Below are 21,482 nucleotides of genomic sequence, written 5' to 3'. Positions count from 1 at the left end.
GTTGCCCTCAGACCTGCATGATCTCGGCCTGCTTGGCCTCGAGCGATTCGTCGACATGCCCGATCATCTTGTCGGTCAGTTCCTGAACGGCACCTTCCCAGAATTTCTGATCGTCTTCCGGCATGCCGTTGGCCTTGCCCTTCTTGACCTGATCCATCCCGTCGCGACGCACATTCCGGATCGCGACGCGGGCGCTTTCGGCGTATTGCGCGGCAACCTTTGTCAGTTCCTTGCGGCGTTCCTCGTTCAGTTCGGGGATGGGCAGCATGATGATCGTCCCATTGGTCTGCGGGTTGATGCCCAGACCGCTTTCGCGGATGGCCTTTTCAACCTTGCCGACCATCGACTTGTCCCAGATGTTGATCGTCACCATCCGGGGCTCGGGCACGTTCACGGTGCCAAGCTGGTTGACCGGCGTCATCTGGCCATACGCCTCGACCTGAACCGGTTCGACCATCGAGGCCGAAGCGCGCCCGGTCCGCAGCGACGCGAATTCATGGCGCAGGCTTTCCATCGCGCCTTTCATACGCCGTTCCAGATCGTCAATGTCGATTTCGATGTCCTCTGCCATTTCGGACTGCCTCTGAATTGAATTTTGTTTGCTTGTAACCATTATGCACAGTGTTGGCAAAGGCTTTGCCCGATCCATGGGCGGTAGAATGCCTTCAATCCGAAAGGTCCCGGATTTGCCACTTGGTAAGACTGCCTAGTTGTGCGTTCTGTCGTCGGTCTGCGTCGATTGTTCTGAGGGCGCCGCCATGCCGGACAAACGTTTTTCGATGCTTTCCAGCCGGGCCAGAACCTCGTCCCGATAGACGCCTGTATTCTCGGTTTCCTCTTCGTGATGCGCGTCCTGCATCGAGTTGACGATCAGACCGACCACCAGGTTCATCACGGCAAATGTCGTCACCAGAATAAAGGGCACAAAGAACAACCAGGCATTGGGATAGGTTTCCATGACCGGGCGCACGATCCCCATCGACCAGCTTTCCAATGTCATGATCTGAAACAGCGAATAGGCCGATTCACCCAATGTGCCGAACCAATCGGGGAAAGAGGGGCCGAACATCTTCGTCGCGATAACAGCCGCGATATAGAAGATGATCCCCATCAGCAGAAAGACGCTGGCCATGCCGGGCAAGGCGTCCAGAAACCCTTCGACAACGCGGCGCAGCCTTGGCGTGACCGATACGATGCGCAACAAGCGCAGGATCCGCAAGGCGCGCAACACCGACAGGCCCTGCGTGGCCGGCATCAATGCGACCGCGATGATCACGAAGTCGAAGATATTCCAACCATCGCGGAAAAACCGCAGGCCGCGCGCGAACAATTTGCACGCCAGTTCGACCACGAAAATCGCCAGACAAAGGGAATCGAGGAACAGGATCAGCGGGCCGAACCGCTGCATCACATGTTCCGAGGTTTCCAGCCCCAGAATCAGCGCGTTGAAGATGATGACCGCAGTGATGAAATGCTGAACGACCGGGCTGTGAACACCCCGGTCGATGCTGGCGCGCAGCGTTGTCATGTCAGACCGTCACACATGCACGCGCGTGTAGGTACCCCGCCCTTCGAGGATCGAACGGAACCCACCCGGCTCGTCCAGCGAGAACACAACAATGGGCAAGCGATTGTCACGCGCCAGGGCAATCGCCGAAGCATCCATGACGCCCAGATGTTTCTGCAAGACTTCGTCATAGCTGACATCGCCATACCGCTTGGCATCGGGGAATTTGGCCGGGTCCTTGTCATACACCCCGTCAACCTTTGTCCCTTTGAAGATCGCTTCGCAGTTCATTTCATTCGCCCGCAGCGTGGCAGCCGTGTCGGTCGTGAAATAGGGGTTCCCGGTCCCGGCTGCGAATATGACGATCCGTTTCTTTTCAAGATGCCGGATCGCACGGCGGCGAATATAAGGTTCGCAGACTTCATCCATGCGGATTGCGCTGATCACCCGGCAATGATGACCCATCGCCTCAAGCGCGGATTGCATGGCCAGCGCATTCATCACCGTGGCCAGCATACCCATGTAATCGGCGGTGGTGCGTTCCATACCTTGCGCGCTGCCCTGCAGGCCGCGAAAGATATTGCCCCCGCCGATCACCATGCACACCTCGACGCCCATCTTGGCGACGGTGTCCACCTCGTTGGCGATTCGCGACACGGTCGGGGGATGCAGCCCAAATCCCTGATCGCCCATCAGTGCTTCGCCCGAAATCTTGAGCATAACCCGGTTATACTGGGTGGGCGCGGGGCCCGATTGTTCGGTCATGAGCTGTCCTTCCTTGGGCCCGCCGCTTTCATCGCGACGCAAAATGTCGCAAAAGGCCCCGACAATCAACTGCCCGAGATCCCAGATGCGCACCACTGATTTATCGCGGATCGATCCGTCCCGCCACCTGCTGATTGCAGGTCCCACCGCAAGCGGTAAATCTTCGCTTGCGATGGCGGTCGCGCAGGTTCAGGGCGGTATCATCGTCAATGCGGACGCCCTGCAGATCTGGTCCTGTTGGCGGGTGCTGACGGCGCGCCCCGACATCAAGGACGAAGCCACCGCGCCACACCGGCTTTACGGCCATGTCGATCCGGGATGCAGCTATTCGGTCGGCGACTGGCTGCGCGATGTGGAACCGTTGTTGAACCAGCGCCTGATCATTGCGGGCGGAACAGGTTTATACCTGTCGGCACTGACGCGGGGGCTAGCCTATGTGCCCCCGACCCCGCCGGAATACCGCGATGAATCCGACCGGATCCTTGCGCGGGACGACGGTCTGGCACAGCTTGTAGGCGAGCTGGATGAACGAACCCGCGAACGTATCGACACCCGCAACCCCGTGCGCGTCCAACGCGCCTGGGAGGTCTGGCGCGCAACCGGCCGGGGACTTTCGGAATGGCAGGCCGACACACCGCCCCCCCTTGTCGATGAAACACAATCACAGCGCCTTGTCCTGCAAGCCGATCGGGACTGGCTTGCCGACAGGATCGCGACCCGGTTCGCGCAGATGGTTCAATCTGGTGCCTTGGCCGAAGCCCGCCACATGCAGCCATTCTGGGATCCGGCGCAACAATGGGCCCGCGCAATCGGCGCCCCAGAGCTTATGGCGCATCTGGCGGGCAAGCTTGACCTTGAGACCGCGACCGAGCGGGCCATCATCGCCACGCGACAATACGCCAAGTCCCAGCGGATCTGGTTTCGCGGGCGCATGCGCGACTGGCAAGCCTGGCCTGTTGGCCCGCAAAACTAACCTTGTCTCTTTGGACAGTTGAGCCGAATCGCCCAATAGGCGATAATCCGCCTAAGGCCAATCATGGTGCGGGCAGCATAACGATGCACAGCAAGAACACAGAGATTTCGTCAGGTTTTCCCTTTTCTCAAACGGGTTTGGGAAAACTGGGTTCGGGAACCCGCATCTCCGGCAAGGATCGCAATATCGTCGCGGCAAGGCTCGCGGATCACGGTCCGGTGAATTTGCCTGCGCAAAACAGGCCCGAAACTTCCAGAATCAAACGACATGATCGTGCTGCCCCGACCGCCCAAGTCGCGCCGACTGTCGGGGCGCGGCGCATCAACACCCCGCCTTCACCGGTCTTGTTACCACTGGCGACTTATATCTGGGGCGCGTCCGGAACGCGACTTGGGCCGCGCACGCGCCCGGAACACAGTGTGATCTGGGTCACCCGAGGGCGCAATGCCGTCAGTTTTCCGCGCCGCGACCATCGTATGGGTCCGGGGGATCTGCGCTATATTCCTGCGGGCACGGCCTATTCCTGCACACCGATGGTGGACAGCGAAGGCTATGTCGCTCTGATCCCGTCACGGCTGACCGAGCAGTTTGGCGCAGTCCTGCCCGGTGACGGGCTATCAGGGCATATCGGCAGCGTTTGCGACCCCTTGCTAAGCTGCCTTCGCGCCCTGACAGACAAGGAAAACGGTTCGACGGCCCCGGCGCTGCAACGACTTGCCGAGATTTTCGAACATCTGCAACCCGCCATTCAGGGTCACGCCCGACACATGCCGAACGATGTGCAGGACCGCCCGCTTGTCGAACGGTTCATCTCATTGGCGCGGGACCATCCATTGGAACAGGTATCCGTGTCGGAACTGGCAACCGCCCTGGGCAGCAACCTGACCACGCTGGACCGTGCCTGCATGGCCGCAAGGGGACAACGCGCCGTCGAGATTCTCAATGCCGTGCGTCTGGAACTGGCGATCATCATGCTGCGCGGCAAGCGCCTTGCTCCTGCTGCCATTGCCACGCGGCTGGGATATTCCAGCCTGACCCATTTCACACGTGCCGTGGTTGATGCGACGGGCCAAACCCCGGACGCATTTCAGGCCCGCGCCGATCAGCTGTCCTGATCGGTTTCAGGCCGACCGCGAAACCCGGTTGCGACCACGAATTTCTCGGATGAATCGCTGCGACTGGCCGGCGGTTTGACATTCGCCACTTTCGTGAATGCCTTCTTGAGGGTCAGCTGCATCTCTGCCTCGGCCCCTCCTGCAAGGACCTTGGCGACGAATGTTCCACCCGGCTCCAGGACATCAAATGCAAGTTGGGCAGCCGCCTCGACAAGCGCGACAATCCGCAAGTGATCCGTCGCCTTATGCCCTGATGATGCTGCCGCCATATCCGACATGACGACATCTGCGGGGCCGCCAAGCCATTCCTTGACCAGATCATCCGCCCCTTCCGACAGGAAATCCAGCTGATGAATTTCAGCCCCCGCGATCGGGTCAACCTCTTGCAGGTCAACGCCGACAACCCGCCCGACGGCCTTGTCGCCCTTTTCTCCCAGCGCGTTCACACGTTGCAGGGCCACCTGGCACCAGCCACCTGGCGCACAACCCAGATCAACGACCCGCGCCCCCGGCACCAGAAAACGATACTTGTCGTCAAGCTCAAGTATCTTGAACGCCGCGCGACCACGATATCCTTCGCGCCGGGCGCGGGCGACATATGGATCGTTCAACTGACGTTCGAGCCAAAGCTTGCTGGACAGCTTGCGCCCCTTGGCCGTTTTGACCCGCACACGCAGATCGCGCTGTCCGCGCCCGCTGGATTTTCCCGCGCGGCTGCCCGGTCCCTTACTCATCATGCCACTCCGTTCATGCCATCAGGCGTCAACACCCCATCGCGCACCATCTGGGCATAAAGCAACCCCTCTCGCAGACCGCGATCCGCGACTGACAGGCGGTTTGTGGGCCATACGCGCATCAATGTCTGCAGGATCGCGGCCCCTGACATGATCAGCGCGTGGCGCTCACGCCCGATACGCGGGTCGCGCCGTCGCCCGTCCGGACCCAGTTGCAGATACGAGTGGATCACCTTGTCGATTTGATCGCTGGTCATTTCCAGACCATCAACCTTGGTCCGGTCATACCGCCGCAACCCCAGATGACTGGCTGCGACCGTCGTGACCGTGCCCGATGTGCCGATGATCTGAAAACCCTCATCCGGGGAACCATCCGCGTATGGCGCGAAATCCGACAGCAGTTCTTCGAAATACCAGCTCATCAGCGCGAAGCGACCCTGATCATCCTCGACATCCGCGAATTGATCACGCAAGGTCGCCACGCCCAGAGGCACGCTGATCCAATCCACCACCCGCGCACCGCCCGGCTGCGGATTGGCAAAGCCATCAGACAGCCGCATGATCGCGCGCGAACGTTCGCCCGGTTCGACATCCTCGAGATCGATCCAGACCAGTTCGGTCGAACCACCGCCGATATCCACCACCATCAGGGTCTCTGTCGTCTGGCTGACCAGCGGCGCACAGGAAATCACTGCCAGCCGGGCCTCTTCTTCGGCACCGATGATTTCAAAGGGAAGCCCGGTTTCACGCCGGATCGTACGCATGAAATCCCTGCTGTTGCGCGCACGGCGGCAAGCTTCGGTCGCAACCAGACGCATATTCCGAACGCGATGCATATCCAATTTGCGCCGACACACCTGCAATGCGTGCACGGTGCGCGCCATCGAGCCGCGGGACAAGCGCCCCGAAGCTTCCAGCCCCTGTCCAAGCTGCACGGGCTTGGAAAAGCTGTCCACAACCGTGAACTGACTGCCGCGCGGTCGCGCAATCAGCATACGGCACGAATTTGTCCCGAGATCGAGGGCCGCATAAAGCGCCCCCTCCTCGGACTGGCGGGTGACAGACGGCTCGACCGCATTTTTCGGGAACGCGCCCGCACCCGCAGGACGCTTGGGCGCCATGATACACGCCCTCCGTTCGTAAGTTAGTTAAAACGTAACCTCTGAACCCTGAGCATACAAGAGGCCGCACCCGCAAATGCCCGACAGGTCGCAAACGGCCCTCTTGATGGTCGCAACTGAACCATCCTGACCGGTCCACCATGCCAGTCTTTGAAGAAAGGAGAGGCGTTGCGAATGGTGGACGTGACTTTGGTTCTTTGGCGCGACATTCCTGCACAGGTGATGCAGGGAAAGGGCCGCACCGCGCGCCGCAAATCGCTGTCCGAACGATTCGAACAGGCCATTGACCGCGCGGCCATGAAGGCAGGTCTGGCAGGCACGGATGACTACCTGTCGCAATGGCGCCGTGAATTGCGCGAAGCGCCCGATGCTGACAGCCTGGCTGCTTGGATCGAAGCCGAATATGACAGGCAGCGATTGCGTGACCTGATCGACAATGGCGGCTTTCACCCCGAAGGCAAGGTTGACTAGGATGACGTTGATGCGATTTCGCACTCCTTCCACCAATAATGCCGCGATGGCCCGGTTTCTGGACGATGCGTCGATCGAGGTGATGCCGCGCACATTGCAAAAAGTCGATGATTTCCCGGCGCATATGCAACAGGGCGCCTTGGTTTTCGTTGCCCATATCGACGGAACCCCGATCGCCGACATGCATTCGGCGGTCGCGCGTCTGGCGGCGCAGGGGTATCGCGCGATACCCCATCTGCCCGCAAGACTGGTACCGGACGCCATGTCGTTGCGGGAATGGGTCAGCGGATATCGCGATTGTGGCGCGGCGGGGATACTGGTGCTTGGCGGCGGCCTGCCCCAGCCCCGTGGGCCCTATGCGGATTCGATGCAATTGCTTGGCACCGGCCTGCTGGACGGGTTCCCCAGCTTATTCATCGCCGGCCATCCCGAAGGCAATCGCGATATCGACCCCGGTGGCGGCGAGGCCGAGGTGTTGCGCGCCCTGAAGTGGAAGGCCGATTTCGCGGAACGCAGCGATGCCGCGTTTCAGATCGTGACCCAATTCGCATTCGAGGCTGATCCGGTGATCCAATGGGCCAGACGGCTGCACGATCAGGGCATCACCATGCCGATTCGCATCGGGGTGGCAGGTCCGGCCAAACTGCAGACGATGCTGAAATTTGCGATCATGTGCGGCGTCGGCCCGTCATTGCGGGTCCTGCAGCGGCGCGCGCGTGATGTGACCAAGCTGCTCGTGCCTTACGAACCGACCGAATTCGTGACCGCCCTGGCACTGGCCCGAAACAGCGACCCCGATTTCCCGATTTCGGCTGCCCATCTGTTCCCTCTGGGTGGCATTGCGGCATCAACCGGTTGGCTGGATCGCGCCCGCGCTGAATGAAAGGTATCTGATGACAAGAACAATCCTGCAATCGGCCACGAAAACGGCGACAATCGGATTCGACGAACCCTTCTGTGTCATCGGGGAAAGGATCAACCCGACCGGGCGAAAGAAGCTTGCCGCAGAATTGGAAGCCGGCGATTTCTCGACCGTGGAACGAGATGCCGTCCTGCAGGTTGCTTGTGGGGCGATGGTTCTGGATGTGAATGCAGGCGTGGTCTACAATTCGAACCCGGACCCCAACGTGACCGAACCCCCCTTGATGCGGCAGATGATCGAACTGGTGCAAGGGTTGGTCGATGTGCCGCTCTGCATCGACAGTTCGGTTCCGGCCGCACTTGAGGCGGGACTGGGCGCGGCGCAGGGACGTCCATTGGTCAACAGCGTCACGGGTGAGGAAGACCGGCTCGAAATGGTTCTGCCCCTCGTCAAGAAATACGACGTCCCGGTCGTCGCGATCAGCAATGACGATACGGGCATCAGTGAAGACCCCGATATCCGCTTTGACGTCGCGCGCAAGATTGTCCGACGCGCCGCGGATTTTGGCATTCCGGCCCATGACATCGTGGTCGACCCCCTTGTCATGCCGGTTGGTGCCATGGCGACTGCCGGGCGACAGGTCTTTGCCCTTGTGCGTCGTCTTCGTGAAGAACTTGGCGTCAACACGACCTGCGGGGCCAGCAATATCAGTTTTGGCCTGCCTCATCGCCACGGGATCAACGCCGCTTTCTTGCCGATGGCCATTGGCGCCGGGATGACAAGCGCCATCATGAACCCGATACGGCTGGTCGAGATGGAGTCGATCCGTGCCGCCAACATGTTGATGGACCATGATCCGAACGGAGGCGAATGGATCCGCTTTGCACGGGTTATCGAAGCCGTCGAACAAGGTGCCAGCTTTGCCGAAGCCAGCAAGAGCGCCTTGGCACAAGCGGGGGCGGGAAGACGCGGCGGACGCCGGTCACGCGCGTCTAAAGGCTGATGACGCGATCGGCCGCCTGCCGCTCGGCCGGACGATGGGCCGCAATCAGAATCGCTGCGTCGGGCAGCCATGCGCGCACTCCATGCAGGACGGATTCGGCTGTCGCGTGATCCAGCCCTTCTGTCGGTTCGTCCAGCAACAGGATTGCCGGTCGCTGGATCAGCACCCTTGCCAAGGCCAGCCTGCGTTGTTCACCCCCGGACAGGCCGCTGCCAGATTCACCCAGCCGGTAGTCCAGATCGACCGGGAAGGCACAAACCGCCATGATCAGGGCCTTGTCACGATCGTCGCTGTCAGGCGCGGCCAGATGCAGCGCATCCCGTATGGTTCCGGCCATCAACGCAGGGCGCTGTGGCAAATAGCCCAACCGCCCCCCTGTGCTGATCTGGCCGCGCGACACCGGAATCAACCCCGCGATGGCATTCAAGAGGCTGGTCTTGCCCGAACCGCTTGCGCCGATTAGCGCAACGGTTTCGCCGGCGCTCACCACAAGATTGAAATTCTCGACAATGGTGCCGGTCCCCGGAGCCGGACAAAGATCAAGCCCCGTCAGCGCAAGCCCCGTCAATTCTGATCCCGGCATAGCAAGTCCATCTTCATTCCCGACGATCTGAGGATCGAGGGGCGCGCCCGACAGTCCGGGTGCCACGCGTCGCGCTGCGGCGCGCATGCGACCAAGCTCGAATACACCGCGCTGTATCGCGCCCCCCAGTTCCGCAAGGGCGAGGGCCGCGAAAATGGCCAAGGCTGCCTGCGCCGCACCGATATGACCATCGCTGAGCAGCCGCCCCGAGATCAGGATCGTGCCCACCAATGAACTCAGCGCGACGAGCTGCAATCCTGCCGCAACACGCCATTCGATCCCCGCCTGTTTCATCATCGCGGCACGTGCGGCTGCGTCGATACGGCCCAGCACTGCCATATTGTCCCTCAGTCGCCCTGCTGAAATCAGGGTCAGACGGCCGCGCAAGTGATCAATGACGCCGGCACGCAAATCCTGGGAAAGATCCTCGGCCCGCTCTGACAGATGCGCCCCTGCCCATCCGCCCCAGAACAGGACCAGTGCCCCCCCGAAAACATGGCTGCCCACCGCCCAGACAGACACCAGCGGCCCGACCAGAAACCAAAGCCCCGCAAAGGTTGCCAAGGCAGCAAATGCCGCGCCGAGAACAGGAAACACGACGCGGATTGCAACGCCATCAAGGGCATCAATATCAGCGGTCAACCTGTTCAACGCCTTGCCGCTGCGCAATCGCAGCAGCATCGCATGGTTTTCTCGGGACATACCGACCAACAAGCGCACCCGAAGGCTGGTCAGCACCTTCAATGTCGCATCATGAGACAGCAACCGTTCCCCATAACGCCCGGCTGTGCGCGCCATCGCCAGAAACCTGATCCCGGCCGACGGGCGAAACACGTCAAAGACGGCCCCTGTTCCGGCAAGCCCCGCCATGCCCGCCGCAACGATAAACCATCCTGACAACGACAACAGGGCGATCCCTGCGACCATGACCCAAATGGTCAACAGCACGGCGCGCGACATTGATGCGCGTCGATCCCGCCATATCAGCCGAAATATCTGCCAGAGCGGAGTCATGCGGCCAGATCGATTCTTCGTTCGATGACGCGGATCAAGCGCGGATCATGCGTTGCAACGATCAAGCCCGCACCTTGCGCATTCAGATCCAGCAGACCGCGGATCACACGCTGTGCTGTCATATCGTCAAGATCGGCCGTCGGCTCATCCGCCATTACATATGGTCGGTTCCAATAGGCAGTGCGTGCCACGATCAGGCGCCGGGCCTCGCCGCCCGAAACGCCGCCGCCCCGTTCGCCCAGAACCGTATCCAATCCCTGAGGCAGCTGGTTGACGATCTCGTCTGCGTCGGCAAGAGTCAGTGCTTGCGCCAGACGATCATCGTCGATGCTGGGCGCAAGCGTCAGATTTTCGCGTAGCGGCAGGTCGAGAAAATGAACATGCTGTGTTATCAATGCGACGGATTGGCGCCAGCCATCCGCCGTCTTGTCGTCAACGATCACATCACCGACCTTCAATGCCCCATCGCTTGGCAGAATACCGGCAAGTGCCATCAGGAATGTGGTCTTGCCGCTGCCGCTCGGCCCGGTAATGGCCAGCATCTCGCCCGGCGCGATGTCCAGATCCGGATAGGAAATACCGCGCAAGCGCAAGCCCCGCACCGAAATGGCACCGGCCATTCGATCCGCATCGGCACCCTGCCCCGGAATACGGGTCAAACTGCGTTCCTCGTCCATCAACAGCTCGTCCGCGGCGGCCTGCGCCGCGACACGGTCATGCCAAGCGGCTGCCATGTCGCGCAACGGCTGAAAGAACACCGGCGCAAGCAATAGCAGCCAGATTCCCTCGGAAGCTGTCAGAACCCGCCCCCAGCTTCCGAAACGCAGTTCCCCCAGCAAGGTAAAGCCGACATAGACCGCCGTCATGGCAACCCCAAGCGCCGCGAACAGTTCCAGCACTGCACTGGACAGGAATGCCACCCGCAATACCTGCATGGTCTGCTGACGCAAACGATCGGCGCGAATCTGAAAATCGTTCTTCATTTGCTTGTCGGCCCGCAACAACCGAATGTCGATCAACGCACCAAGCCGGTCCACAAGCAGCGAGTTCAGGCCAGAGATTTCCTCCATTTGTCGCGCCGAGGCATCTTTTGCCGCCATCCCGATCAGCGCCATGAAAACCGGGATCAACGGCCCGCTGATCATCAGGATCAATGCCACCGGCCATGAAACGGGAAAAATCACCGCCAGGATCAACACCGGGATCACCGCAACGCGTGCGCGTGCCGCAGGCCAGCGCAACAGATGGGCGCGTATCAAAGACGTCTTTTCGACCATCAACACGGCGGTCTGCGCCGATGACGGCACCTCGGGGCCAGGCGCATACTGCTGGGCCCGCGCCAGAATCTGCGCGCGTGTCGCAGCCAGGACCGCATCAGCGCCCTGTTCGAACTGCCGGCTCGCCAAAAAAATCAGCCCGCTTCGCGCCACGCCCAGGATCGCGATCGCCCCGGCACTCATCCACAGATCGGGGTCTTGTCCGCTGGCCATCCCCCCAAGCACCATTGCCAGGACGGCCGCTTGCGGCAACCACAGGGCTTCGGCCAGCACCGCCAACCCCGAACCCAGTTTCAAACGGCGCCGCTGGGGCGCACAGATCCGGGTCAGATATCGTAAAGCCGGCGAGGTCATGCGTTATATGTTCCGCGCCGGGCCGCGGTGGTCAACGCGCCCCAAGGTCGCGGATGATCCGGCCCGTCATCATAACCCGTTGACAGGCACTTTCAGCATCGGGCGCCCATCCTTGTCGGTTGGGACTTCACCGGCACGCATATTCACCTGAAGCGAGGGGATGATCAGCTTGGGCATCGCCAGGGTCGCATCGCGCTGGGTCCGAAACGCCACGAAATCCTCTTTGCTCTTTCCGCCACCGACATGGATGTTGTTGGCCTTTTCCTCACCCACGGTGGTTTCCCACTGAATGTCACGCCCGTTCGGGCCATAATCATGGCACATGAACAGACGCATACCGTCGGGCAGCGACAGAACCTTTTGGATGCTGTCATACAAAACACCCGCGTCACCGCCCGGAAAGTCGGCGCGCGCCGAGCCGCCATCGGGCATGAACAGCGTATCACCGACAAAAGCGGCATCACCCATGACATGCGTCATGCAGGCAGGTGTATGCCCCGGCGTGTGCATCGCAAAGGCCCGAAGCGCGCCGATCTCGTAACTGTCGCCATCCTTGAACAGGCGGTCGAACTGGCTGCCGTCGCGCTGAAACTCGGTCCCTTCGTTGAAGACCTTTCCAAAGGTGTCCTGCACCTCCATGATCCCGCTGCCGATGCCGATCTTGCCGCCCAGATGTTGCTGGATATAAGGCGCGGCTGACAGGTGGTCGGCGTGAACATGGGTCTCAATGATCCACGCCAGATCCAGCCCCCGGTCACGAATTTCCGAAATCAGCAGATCGGCATGCTCATGTGTGATCCGACCTGCTGCATAGTCGATATCCATGACCGAATCCACGATGGCGCAGGCATTGGAGGCCGGATCCTTGACGATGTAGCTGATCGTGTTCGTCGCGGGATCGAAATGGCCGCTGACCTCGGGGCGGGTTTCCATATCGACGGGAAAATCGGTCATATGACCTCCTTGCAGGCTGCGATGCGGGCCGTTTCTGCGCCGGTTCGGACGCCTGACCCCGCCTTGTTGCTGCGCAGCTTCATGAACACACCCGTTCAAGTCAAGCAGGAATGGATGCGCGGTTTTGTCGGGTTCAACTTGACGCAGACGGCGGTGCGCGGCAATCAGGCGCTATGATAGATCTGCGCCCGGTAGCCCATCCGATCGGAAAAATCGTTTCTGCACTGGGTGCCGGGATGGCTTTGCCCATGGCGGTCGATCTATGGCATGGCGATCCCCATTGGGTCGTGTTCCTGCAATGCGGGTTGCTGACCATGGTGCTGGGGCTGCTGACCGCCGTTGCGACCAGAACCGCCAGTGAAACGCTGAATATCCAGCAGGCATTCCTGATCACCTCGGGGCTTTGGGCGGTATTGCCGGTTTTCGGGGCACTTCCCTTTATTCTGGGTGCACCCAATGCCAGCATTTCCGACGCCTATTTCGAGGCCATGTCAGGCGTGACCACCACCGGCACGACGGCCTTTCCAGTGCTGGATGGGCTCCCCAAAGGCACGCATCTGTGGCGCGCAATCCTGCAATGGTCGGGCGGGTTGGGAATTGTCGTGGTGGCCATGGTATTCATGCCGGTAATGAAGGTCGGCGGCATGCAGTTCTTTCGTTCGGAAGGGTTCGACACCCTCGGCAAGGTTCTGCCCCGCGCCGGGGAGATCGCGGCAGAGATGACCCGCATCTACGTGATGCTGACCGCAGCATGCACCCTGACCTATATCATGCTGGGCATGAGCGGCTTTGACGCCGTGGTGCACGCCCTGGCGACCTGTTCGACCGGCGGGTTTTCCAACTATGATGCCAGTTTCGGGGCCTATCTGGGGGGACCGGAATGGGCCGCATGCGTGTTCATGATACTCGCCTCTATTCCGTTCATCAGAATGGTTCAGGCCATGCGCGGCAATTTCGTACCCTTGTATCAGGACAAACAGATCCACGCCTATCTGCGCTGGGTCTTTTACGCTTGTGCGATCATCGTGATCTATCGCCTGATCTATATGCAACAGGACAAGCACCCGGTCGAACTGGTGCGTGAAACGGTCTTCAACACGATCTCGACCTTCTCGGGTACGGGGTTCGCATCGACCGACATGATGGCCTGGGGGCATTTGCCCTTTGCGGTCCTGATCGTCGTCGGGTTGATCGGCGGCTGCACCGGCTCGACCGGATGTTCGGTGAAAGTGTTTCGCTATCTGGTGCTGTTTCAGGCCGTGCGCGCGCAGGTGCGCCGAATGCATTCACCTTCGCGGGTTTATCCGTTGCGCTACGAGGGCCGTCCACTCAGCAAGGACGTGGTCAATTCGGTCATGGCATTCTTTACACTGTTCATGCTGACATTCGGCCTGCTGATCGTCGCCCTGTCACTGTCTGGCCTGCACCCGAAGACCGCGCTGACCGCCGCGTGGACGGCCATCGCCAATGTCGGCCCCGCATGGGGACCGGAAATCACGGCGAACGGATCCATCTCGGAATTTCCGACCTCGGCCAAATGGCTGATGATTCTGGGCATGTATCTGGGCAGGCTGGAACTCGTTTCGGTTCTTGTGCTGCTGATGCCGCGCTTCTGGCGCCCCTGATCAGGGTGCCAGACCGGTTGTTGCAGCGGCTTGCGGGGATTCATTTTCGCCCGGGGCATGGCGTGCGATGCTATCGGAAATCTCCCGGGCGATACGAGGCTGGTTTTCCGCGTCGGCCGCAGGCCAGATCAGCACAAACCCCTCGGCGCGCCCGTCGCGCACCCATCCTTCGGCAATGCTGATGTGATCCTCATTCGCGCCGCGCAACAGGATATGCCCGTTTTCAATATCGCGTTCGGGGCGGGGAACCCAACCCAGCGCCGTGACAAGACCAGAAAGATCCAGCAATTCCTGTTGACCACCCTGTTGACTGAACAGGATCAACGCGGCCCCCGAACCGTTCTTGGGCTTGTAAATCGACAGGGCGCGTTCCGACCGGTCGAAGCTCAGTTTTTCCAGTGGCGCGATCAGAGCAAGGCCCGTTGCCGCATCGCGCAGCTCGGCCAGCCCCAGATCTTTGCGCCATTCGTCGCGCTGGCGCATCAGTTCCTTGATCGTTGCGCCCGCATCGGGTGAAAACCGCAACTCCGATACCGCGCGGGCAATCGCCTCGCGTGTTTTTGGGCCCGTCTGACCATCGATATCGCCATCATAGCGCCCCGCCCAACGCAGAACGCGCTGCACCTGATCCAGAGGCGGCAATTCCGCCCTGTCACCAAGCGAAAGGTCGGGATCGCGCCCCTCGACCAGAACCGTGCCCAGATCCGCCGCGTCAGATATGAACGCATCGTTCGGTGCGGCTCCGCCCGCCTTGAAGGCCGTCAGCCACGCCGCTGCGACATCGGCCGAAGCCGGCCCCAGCGTGACGGAATACCAGCTATTGTCCAAAGCCCAGATTCCGGCCGCAGGAAAAGTCTTGCGCCATTCCTCCAGCGCGGCGCGGGCTTCTGCTTCGGTTTGCACGGATTGCAGACGGATATAGCTGCCCGACAGGGCCTCGGTGACGGGCGTGGCCGCTTGCCCGTCATCTGTCTGGATGTCCCTGTCGGTATTTCCGTCTCCAAAAGGTGTCAGGATGGTGTCGCGCCCCGGCACGGCAACAAAACTGTCCTGGGGGATTTGACCTGCGGCTTTCAGCTCTTGCAGCCGGTCTTCGGCGTCTTTCTGCGCGAATGGCCCCAATCCGATCGCGGTCCAGCCACGTGGCAAGGAAAAAGTCACCACCTCGTCAAACTGAGAGCTCCAGTTCGTTGCCGCCTCGGTCACGGCGGAATCGCCGCGCTTGGCTTCGATTCGGATCACCGCGTCCTGAGCAAATCCAGTCGCCGGCAGCCCTGCCGCCATCACGATCCAAGCCAAACGCCGCATTCCGCTCTCCTTATTCGGGCGATAAGACGCCCCTTGTTCATTGGGCCTTTATTGACCCTGTTCGATGGCGCGCCTAGAAGGCGCCAACACTTTGCCTGATCTATGCAAAAGGATGGCCCGATGACCAGCCCCAACCGACCCCGCAGTTTTCAGGAAATCATCCTGCGCCTGCAGAATTACTGGGCGGCCCAGGGATGCGCCGTGCTGCAACCCTATGACATGGAAGTGGGCGCGGGCACCTTCCATCCGGCGACAACGCTGCGCTCGCTTGGGGGCAAGTCATGGGCCGCGGCCTATGTGCAGCCCTCGCGCCGCCCGACCGATGGCCGCTATGGTGAAAACCCGAACCGCCTGCAGCACTATTACCAGTATCAGGTCATCATCAAACCCAGCCCCCCGAACCTGCAGGACCTGTATCTGGGCAGCCTGCGCGCGATCGGGCTGGACCCGATGATCCACGATGTCCGCTTTGTCGAGGATGACTGGGAAAGCCCGACCCTTGGCGCGTGGGGCCTTGGATGGGAGGTCTGGTGCGACGGCATGGAAGTCAGCCAGTTCACCTATTTCCAGCAGGTCGGCGGCCATGACTGCAAACCGGTCTCGGGCGAACTGACCTACGGTCTGGAACGTCTGGCCATGTATGTTCTGGGGGTCGAGCATGTGATGGACATGCCCTTCAACGATCCCGACGCGCCCATCGCGCTGACCTATGGCGATATCTTCCGCCAGACCGAGCAGGAATATTCGCGCTGGAATTTCGATCAGGCCGATACCGACATGCTGTTCCAGCATTTCAAGGATGCCGAGGCCGAATGCGCCCGTATCCTGGCCGCCGCGGAAACCGACAGCGCAGGCCGCCGCATTCCGATGGCGCACCCCGCCTATGATCAATGCATCAAGGCCAGCCATCTGTTCAACCTGCTGGACGCGCGCGGCGTGATCTCGGTCACCGAACGTCAGGCCTATATCGGTCGGGTCCGGGCGCTGGCCAAGGCCTGCGCCGACCTGTTCCTGACCACCGATGCCGCAGGGGTGACGGCGTGAACGGAAAGCTGGTCGGCCTTACCCTGATCGGGGCAACCGTCGCGGCGGGGGCCGGCATGTGGTATGCGCAAGAATATGGTTTTTATGACCGGATCGACCCTGACAGTCCTGCGGCAACCGTGGTGATCCAAACCGAAGGGGGCGCCGTTCCCCTGGATGCACATGGCTTCGAAGGGATCGATGCCAACAGCTCGCCGCTGCGCTGGCGGGCCTGTCTGCAACTGGATACCCCCCTGCCCGACGCGACACTGTCCTTTGACGATCCCCAACCCCTGAACGGCCCCGGCTGGTTCGACTGCTATGACGCCGAACAGATCGGTCAGGACCTTGAAACCGGCGCCGCCCGCGCCGTCCTCAGCCAGTCCGAGATCCGCCCCGATGTGGATCGCGTGCTGGCCGTCTATCCCGACGGTCGCGTCTTTGGCTGGCACCAATTTAATGACAAGACCCCGGAACGCGGAGTGATGGACTGATGCCTGACTTGCTGATCGAACTCTTTTCCGAGGAAATCCCCGCCCGGATGCAGGCCCGCGCGCGCGAGGATCTGAAACGCCTGGTCACCGACGGCCTGGTCGAGGCCGGGCTGACCTATGCCAGCGCGGGCGCGTTCAGCACCCCGCGCCGCCTGACCCTGACCATCGAAGGCCTCAGCGCCGGCAGCCCCACCACCCGCGAGGAACGCAAGGGCCCGCGCACCGACGCCCCCGAAAAGGCGCTGGAAGGCTTTCTGCGCTCGACCGGCCTGACCCGCGATCAGCTCGAGACCCGCGACGACAAGAAGGGCCAGGTCTGGTTCGCCACCATCGAAAAGCCGGGCCGCTCTGCCGATCAGATCGTGGCCGAGGTGCTGGACGGTACGATCCGCAACTTCCCCTGGCCGAAATCCATGCGCTGGGGCGCAGGCGCGATGCGCTGGGTCCGCCCGCTGCATTCGATCATCTGCCTGCTCAGCGACGACTCCGGCGCCACCGTCGTTCCCCTGACGATCGAAGGCATCACCGCTGGCGACAGCACGCGCGGCCACCGCTTCATAGCCCCCGATGCCTTCTCCGTCACCGGATTTGACGATTACGCCGCCAAGCTGCGCCGCGCCCGCGTCATGCTGGACCCCGCCGAACGCGAAGCCGCCATCCGCCAGCAAGCCGAAAACCTCGCCTTCGCACGCGGCTGGGACATCGTCCCCGATGACGCCCTGATGACCGAGGTCGCTGGCCTCGTCGAATGGCCCGTGCCGCTGATGGGCGTGATCGAGGACCGCTTTCTCAACCTGCCCCCCGAGGTGCTGCAAACCTCGATGAAGGAACACCAGAAATTCTTCTCGGCCAAGAACCCAAAGACCGGCAGGATCGAAGGCTTCGTCACCGTCGCCAATATCGAGACACCCGATGACGGCGCGACGATCCTCGCCGGCAATCAGCGCGTTCTGGCCGCCCGCCTGTCGGATGCCGCCTTCTTCTATGAAAACGACCTCCGCGAGGCGAAATCGGGCATGGAAAACTGGGCCGAGGGCCTGAAATCCGTGACCTTCCACAACAAGCTGGGCAGCCAGGCCGACCGCATCGCCCGCATCGCGGCGCTGTCGCGCGACATCGCCCCGCTGGTCGGCACCGGCCCCGATCAGGCCGCACTGGCCGCGAAACTGGCCAAACTCGACCTGCGCAGCGCCATGGTGGGCGAGTTTCCGGAACTGCAAGGCACCATGGGCCGCTATTACGCGCTGGCAGCAGGCCATCCCGAAGCCGTCGCCGACGCCGCCCGCGACCATTATTCACCGCTGGGACCCTCCGACGCCGTGCCCACCGCCCCCGTCTCTGTCGCCGTCGCAATGGCCGACAAGATTGATACGCTGACAGGGTTCTGGGCGATTGATGAAAAGCCAACCGGTTCCAAGGATCCTTTCGCGCTGCGTCGCGCGGCGCTAGGGGTTATTCGTTCGGTACTCGAGAATGGAGTACGCTTCACAGCGAAGAACCTAATGTTCTGGCCAGTTATCAAGCGCGTAGTAACCGATCACCACGACACCGCACCCAGAGATCGCGAGCTCGTCAGCAAACTGGCGTCCTTGGGGTACGAGGATGATGCACGCACGATTCTGAACAAAATGGGAGCAGCGACATCGGATCGCTACCGGGCGGATATTGAAAAATTGAAAGAGGCTGCGGGATCAATCACCGACGACCTCCTCTCCTTCCTCCACGACCGCCTCAAGGTCTATCTCCGCGATCAGGGCATCCGCCACGACATCATCGACGCCGTCCTTGCCCAACCGGGCAACGACGACCTCGTGCTGGTCGTGAACCGCGCCACCGCGCTGAACGACATGATGGCGACCGAAAATGGCCAGAACCTGACCCAGGGCCTGAAACGCGCCAGCAACATCCTGACCCAGGCCGAGGAAAAGGACGGCGTCGAATACAGCTTCGGGGCCGATGTCAAATTCGCCGAAACCGACGAGGAACGCGCCCTCTTCGCCGCCCTCGACACCGCCGAACCCGCGATCAAACAGGCCACCGCCTCCGAAGATTTCCCCGCCGCCATGACCGCCATCGCGGCCCTGCGCGCGCCCATCGACGCCTTCTTCGAGGCGGTTCAGGTCAACAGCGACAACCAGATCGTCCGCCGCAACCGCCTGAACCTGCTCAGCCGCATCCGCGAGGCCGGCCGCCAGATCGCCGATTTCACCCACATCGAGGGCTGACCTCCGCCATATCCCAAAATCGAAAGGGCCGAAGGTGTTTCCACCCTCGGCCCTTCTTCTTTGTCGAAATATCCCAGGGGTCCGGGGGCGGGCCCCCGGCGCCGAAATCAGACCGCGCGATCGACCATCATATGCTTGATCGAGGCAATCGCCTTCGCCGGGTTCAGCCCCTTCGGGCAGGTGTTGGTGCAGTTCATGATCGTGTGGCAACGATACAGCTTGAACGGATCTTCCAGCTCATCCAGACGCTCGCCCGTGGCCTCGTCACGGCTGTCGATGATCCAGCGATAGGCATGCAGCAGCGCCGCCGGGCCCAGATACCGATCGCCGTTCCACCAATAGCTGGGGCATGCGGTCGAACAGGACGCGCACAAGATGCACTCGTAAAGCCCGTCCAGCTTCTTGCGATCCTCGATCGACTGCTTCCACTCTTTGCCCGGCGTGGGCGATTTGGTCATCAGATAGGGATTCACGCTGGCATGTTGCGCATAGAAATGCGTCAGATCCGGAACCAGATCCTTGACCACCGGCATATGCGGCAAGGGATAGATCGCGACATCGCCCTGAACCTCGTCGATGCCATAGATACATGCCAGATGATTGCCCCCACCGATATTCATCGCGCAGGATCCACAGATCCCTTCGCGGCATGACCGGCGGAATGACAAAGTCGGGTCGATCTCGTTCTTGATCTTGATCAGCGCGTCCAGAACCATCGGACCGCATTTATCCAGATCGACGAAATAGGTATCCAACCGCGGGTTCTCGCCCGTATCGGGATCCCAGCGATAGATCTGGAACTTCTTCACATTCGTTGCCCCTTCGGGCTTGGGCCAGGTCTTGCCGACCGTGATCTGGCTGTTCTTGGGAAGTGTGAACTGAACCATGGGTTACTCCTTTCAAAGAGCGCCTTCGGACGGCGTCTCGGCCGTAAACAGGTGCTGCGCCTGGGCAACCAGATCGGCAACCTTTCGGCGGGCATGAGGATTCAAGGACAAGCCATTCACTTGCCTGATAAATTCTGTGGCTGCAGGGCGCAGCCGCTCGTTCGACGATCCGGACAGTTCGGGCATGGCGGAAATCGCCTCATCTGTCAGCCCGGCATGGCGCAACAATTGCGTACCCGGACGCGCATAGGCCGCTTCGTCTTCAAGGCGCAAGCGCAGAACGCGCTCTGCCCCGACGGCCCGCCCCATCCTCTTGCGCAGATCGCCCCAACCGGGCAGCTCTGTGGTTTCTGCGATAAAGTCATCCAATCCGCGGCTATATCCTTCGCTGCGGACAACCTGAGCCCATAGACTGGACCGCCAAGCGTTCATGTTGCGGCTATAGAACACAAAGCTCGTGTCATATTCATGCGCCCATTCGGCGATCTTTGCGGCGATCCTGGGCATCATCGGATACAGGCGGGTTTCACCACCCTTTCCCGGTGGTGCCCCGGCTGCATTTTCATGGCTGACCAGAACCGGCAGATCATTGGCGGGCAAATCGTCAAGCAGTTCCTCAACAGCCAGTTGCAACAGCTTTTCGCAATCGCGGCTGGGCGCCAGACTATACCGCATCGCGGCCTGTCCCAGCGATTGCATCGCGGTCCCGGGAGCCGGTGTTCGCACGACCAATTGATCAGACAGCAGGCCGGCATTTCGATAAAGATGCCGCTGAATAGCGGTGCTGCTGGTCTTGTGCACGCCAAGATGCATGATGAGCCGGCGCCGGAGCTTGCCAGTGCGGTGAATGTTCGCAACCGACATCCTCAGCCCCGCCAATTCGGCTGATCATGAAGCGAGCGTGTCGGATATTGCCCTGACCGCCTGATCACACATTTATTATAGACATCAGAGGGATCTCGTCCGGCCAGATAGTCGGTCGACACATCCAGATCGATCTGCCCGGCAACGCCCTGATACCCCCCGGACCCTGCCAGAACGCCCATTCTGACTTCGCCACGCGGTCGCGCTGCCAGCTCTGCATCGCGCAGGCAGCTCGCCTCGGCCTGCTCGACCGGCACCGGTCCACAGGCCGAAACGAACGTCACCAGCGGCAACGCAAGTGTCATGGCGATCCGCGCAAGCAT

At 61.2% G+C, this 21,482-nt stretch carries 22 protein-coding genes; 10 read left to right on the top strand and 12 right to left on the bottom strand.

The annotated features are described in order from the left end of the window. Positions 1 to 7 precede the first annotated feature (7 nt). From frr to pyrH, 3 genes are all read right to left on the bottom strand, one after another. Entirely contained in the window at positions 8 to 571 is a 564-nt protein-coding gene (gene frr / locus PAF17_RS13520) for a ribosome recycling factor (RefSeq protein WP_271889635.1), read from the bottom strand. Between the two features lie 135 nt (positions 572 to 706). Then, positions 707 to 1,528: an ion transporter gene (locus PAF17_RS13515; RefSeq protein ID WP_271889634.1), complete on the bottom strand. Its 822-nt coding sequence runs from the start codon at positions 1,526 to 1,528 to the stop codon at positions 707 to 709. A gap of 9 nt (positions 1,529 to 1,537) precedes the next feature. Further along, a complete protein-coding gene (gene pyrH, locus PAF17_RS13510) occupies positions 1,538 to 2,272 on the bottom strand; it encodes a UMP kinase (protein WP_271889633.1) in 735 nt (244 codons plus the stop codon). An 85-nt stretch (positions 2,273 to 2,357) separates the two neighbouring features. Here pyrH and miaA point away from each other — a divergent pair, with 85 nt between their 5' ends. Both miaA and PAF17_RS13500 read left to right on the top strand, forming a co-directional pair. Then, on the top strand, positions 2,358 to 3,245 hold the full coding sequence (gene miaA, locus PAF17_RS13505) for a tRNA (adenosine(37)-N6)-dimethylallyltransferase MiaA (protein ID WP_271889632.1): 888 nt from the start codon (positions 2,358 to 2,360) through the stop codon (positions 3,243 to 3,245). A gap of 83 nt (positions 3,246 to 3,328) precedes the next feature. Then, positions 3,329 to 4,360 (top strand): helix-turn-helix domain-containing protein, encoded by a 1,032-nt coding sequence (locus PAF17_RS13500; protein ID WP_271889631.1) that lies wholly within the window; start codon positions 3,329 to 3,331, stop codon positions 4,358 to 4,360. Here PAF17_RS13500 and PAF17_RS13495 read toward each other — a convergent pair. Then, positions 4,348 to 5,094, bottom strand: a complete 747-nt coding sequence (locus tag PAF17_RS13495) for an RlmE family RNA methyltransferase (protein WP_271889630.1) — start codon at positions 5,092 to 5,094, stop codon at positions 4,348 to 4,350. The two genes, PAF17_RS13500 and PAF17_RS13495, sit on opposite strands and share 13 nt — an antisense overlap. Then, positions 5,094 to 6,215 carry a Ppx/GppA phosphatase family protein gene (locus tag PAF17_RS13490; RefSeq protein ID WP_271889629.1) on the bottom strand — a complete coding sequence of 374 codons (1,122 nt, stop codon included), beginning with the start codon at positions 6,213 to 6,215 and terminating at the stop codon, positions 5,094 to 5,096. Before PAF17_RS13490 ends, PAF17_RS13495 begins: the two co-directional genes overlap by 1 nt. Positions 6,216 to 6,389: 174 nt before the next feature. Between PAF17_RS13490 and PAF17_RS13485 the strand changes: the two genes are divergently transcribed. The 3 genes from PAF17_RS13485 to PAF17_RS13475 are packed head-to-tail and all read left to right on the top strand — an operon-like array spanning position 6,390 to position 8,551. After that, a complete protein-coding gene (locus PAF17_RS13485) occupies positions 6,390 to 6,686 on the top strand; it encodes a virulence factor (RefSeq protein WP_271889628.1) in 297 nt (98 codons plus the stop codon). 10 nt (positions 6,687 to 6,696) lie between these two features. Continuing rightward, positions 6,697 to 7,569, top strand: a complete 873-nt coding sequence (locus tag PAF17_RS13480) for a methylenetetrahydrofolate reductase (protein WP_271889627.1) — start codon at positions 6,697 to 6,699, stop codon at positions 7,567 to 7,569. A 10-nt stretch (positions 7,570 to 7,579) separates the two neighbouring features. Then, positions 7,580 to 8,551, top strand: a complete 972-nt coding sequence (locus tag PAF17_RS13475) for a methyltetrahydrofolate cobalamin methyltransferase (RefSeq protein ID WP_271889626.1) — start codon at positions 7,580 to 7,582, stop codon at positions 8,549 to 8,551. Here the strand turns inward: PAF17_RS13475 and PAF17_RS13470 are convergent. The 3 genes from PAF17_RS13470 to PAF17_RS13460 form a co-directional block, all read right to left on the bottom strand. Further along, positions 8,541 to 10,082 (bottom strand): amino acid ABC transporter ATP-binding/permease protein, encoded by a 1,542-nt coding sequence (locus PAF17_RS13470; RefSeq protein ID WP_271889625.1) that lies wholly within the window; start codon positions 10,080 to 10,082, stop codon positions 8,541 to 8,543. The genes PAF17_RS13475 and PAF17_RS13470 overlap by 11 nt on opposite strands. Before the next feature lie 62 nt (positions 10,083 to 10,144). Then, a complete protein-coding gene (locus PAF17_RS13465; protein WP_271889624.1) occupies positions 10,145 to 11,779 on the bottom strand; it encodes an ABC transporter ATP-binding protein/permease in 1,635 nt (544 codons plus the stop codon). A 69-nt stretch (positions 11,780 to 11,848) separates the two neighbouring features. Further along, positions 11,849 to 12,733 carry an MBL fold metallo-hydrolase gene (locus tag PAF17_RS13460; RefSeq protein WP_271889623.1) on the bottom strand — a complete coding sequence of 295 codons (885 nt, stop codon included), beginning with the start codon at positions 12,731 to 12,733 and terminating at the stop codon, positions 11,849 to 11,851. On the opposite strand from PAF17_RS13460, the gene PAF17_RS13455 reads away from it, so the two are divergent. Both PAF17_RS13455 and PAF17_RS13450 read left to right on the top strand, forming a co-directional pair. After that, entirely contained in the window at positions 12,734 to 12,910 is a 177-nt protein-coding gene (locus PAF17_RS13455) for a hypothetical protein (protein WP_271889622.1), read from the top strand. Then, positions 12,907 to 14,358, top strand: coding sequence for a TrkH family potassium uptake protein (locus PAF17_RS13450; RefSeq protein WP_271889621.1), 1,452 nt, complete (start codon positions 12,907 to 12,909; stop codon positions 14,356 to 14,358). Before PAF17_RS13455 ends, PAF17_RS13450 begins: the two co-directional genes overlap by 4 nt. On the opposite strand, the gene PAF17_RS13445 is transcribed toward PAF17_RS13450, so the two are convergent. Next, on the bottom strand, positions 14,359 to 15,666 hold the full coding sequence (locus tag PAF17_RS13445) for a peptidoglycan-binding domain-containing protein (RefSeq protein ID WP_271889620.1): 1,308 nt from the start codon (positions 15,664 to 15,666) through the stop codon (positions 14,359 to 14,361). 120 nt (positions 15,667 to 15,786) lie between these two features. Here PAF17_RS13445 and PAF17_RS13440 point away from each other — a divergent pair, with 120 nt between their 5' ends. Genes PAF17_RS13440 through glyS form a run of 3 tightly spaced genes read left to right on the top strand, consistent with a single transcriptional unit; the run spans position 15,787 to position 19,408 of the window. Then, complete coding sequence (locus tag PAF17_RS13440; protein WP_271889619.1) at positions 15,787 to 16,710, top strand: glycine--tRNA ligase subunit alpha; 924 nt, start codon at positions 15,787 to 15,789, stop codon at positions 16,708 to 16,710. Continuing rightward, positions 16,707 to 17,183, top strand: a complete 477-nt coding sequence (locus PAF17_RS13435; protein ID WP_271889618.1) for a DUF6446 family protein — start codon at positions 16,707 to 16,709, stop codon at positions 17,181 to 17,183. The genes PAF17_RS13440 and PAF17_RS13435 overlap by 4 nt, the downstream gene beginning before the upstream one ends. Continuing rightward, complete coding sequence (gene glyS, locus PAF17_RS13430) at positions 17,183 to 19,408, top strand: glycine--tRNA ligase subunit beta (RefSeq protein WP_271889617.1); 2,226 nt, start codon at positions 17,183 to 17,185, stop codon at positions 19,406 to 19,408. Before PAF17_RS13435 ends, glyS begins: the two co-directional genes overlap by 1 nt. Positions 19,409 to 19,515: 107 nt before the next feature. Here glyS and PAF17_RS13425 read toward each other — a convergent pair whose 3' ends face one another. The 3 genes from PAF17_RS13425 to PAF17_RS13415 form a co-directional block, all read right to left on the bottom strand. Beyond that, positions 19,516 to 20,295, bottom strand: coding sequence for a succinate dehydrogenase iron-sulfur subunit (locus PAF17_RS13425; RefSeq protein ID WP_271889616.1), 780 nt, complete (start codon positions 20,293 to 20,295; stop codon positions 19,516 to 19,518). 12 nt (positions 20,296 to 20,307) lie between these two features. Further along, complete coding sequence (locus PAF17_RS13420; protein ID WP_271889615.1) at positions 20,308 to 20,994, bottom strand: hypothetical protein; 687 nt, start codon at positions 20,992 to 20,994, stop codon at positions 20,308 to 20,310. 167 nt (positions 20,995 to 21,161) lie between these two features. Next, complete coding sequence (locus PAF17_RS13415; protein ID WP_271889614.1) at positions 21,162 to 21,464, bottom strand: hypothetical protein; 303 nt, start codon at positions 21,462 to 21,464, stop codon at positions 21,162 to 21,164. Positions 21,465 to 21,482: the final 18 nt, after the last annotated feature.

The sequence above is a fragment of the Paracoccus onchidii genome, assembly GCF_028294535.1.
GTDB classification, from domain to species: domain Bacteria; phylum Pseudomonadota; class Alphaproteobacteria; order Rhodobacterales; family Rhodobacteraceae; genus Paracoccus; species Paracoccus onchidii.
The sequence above is the reverse complement of the archived record's forward strand: the minus strand, read 5'-3'. Positions and strand labels throughout refer to the sequence as shown.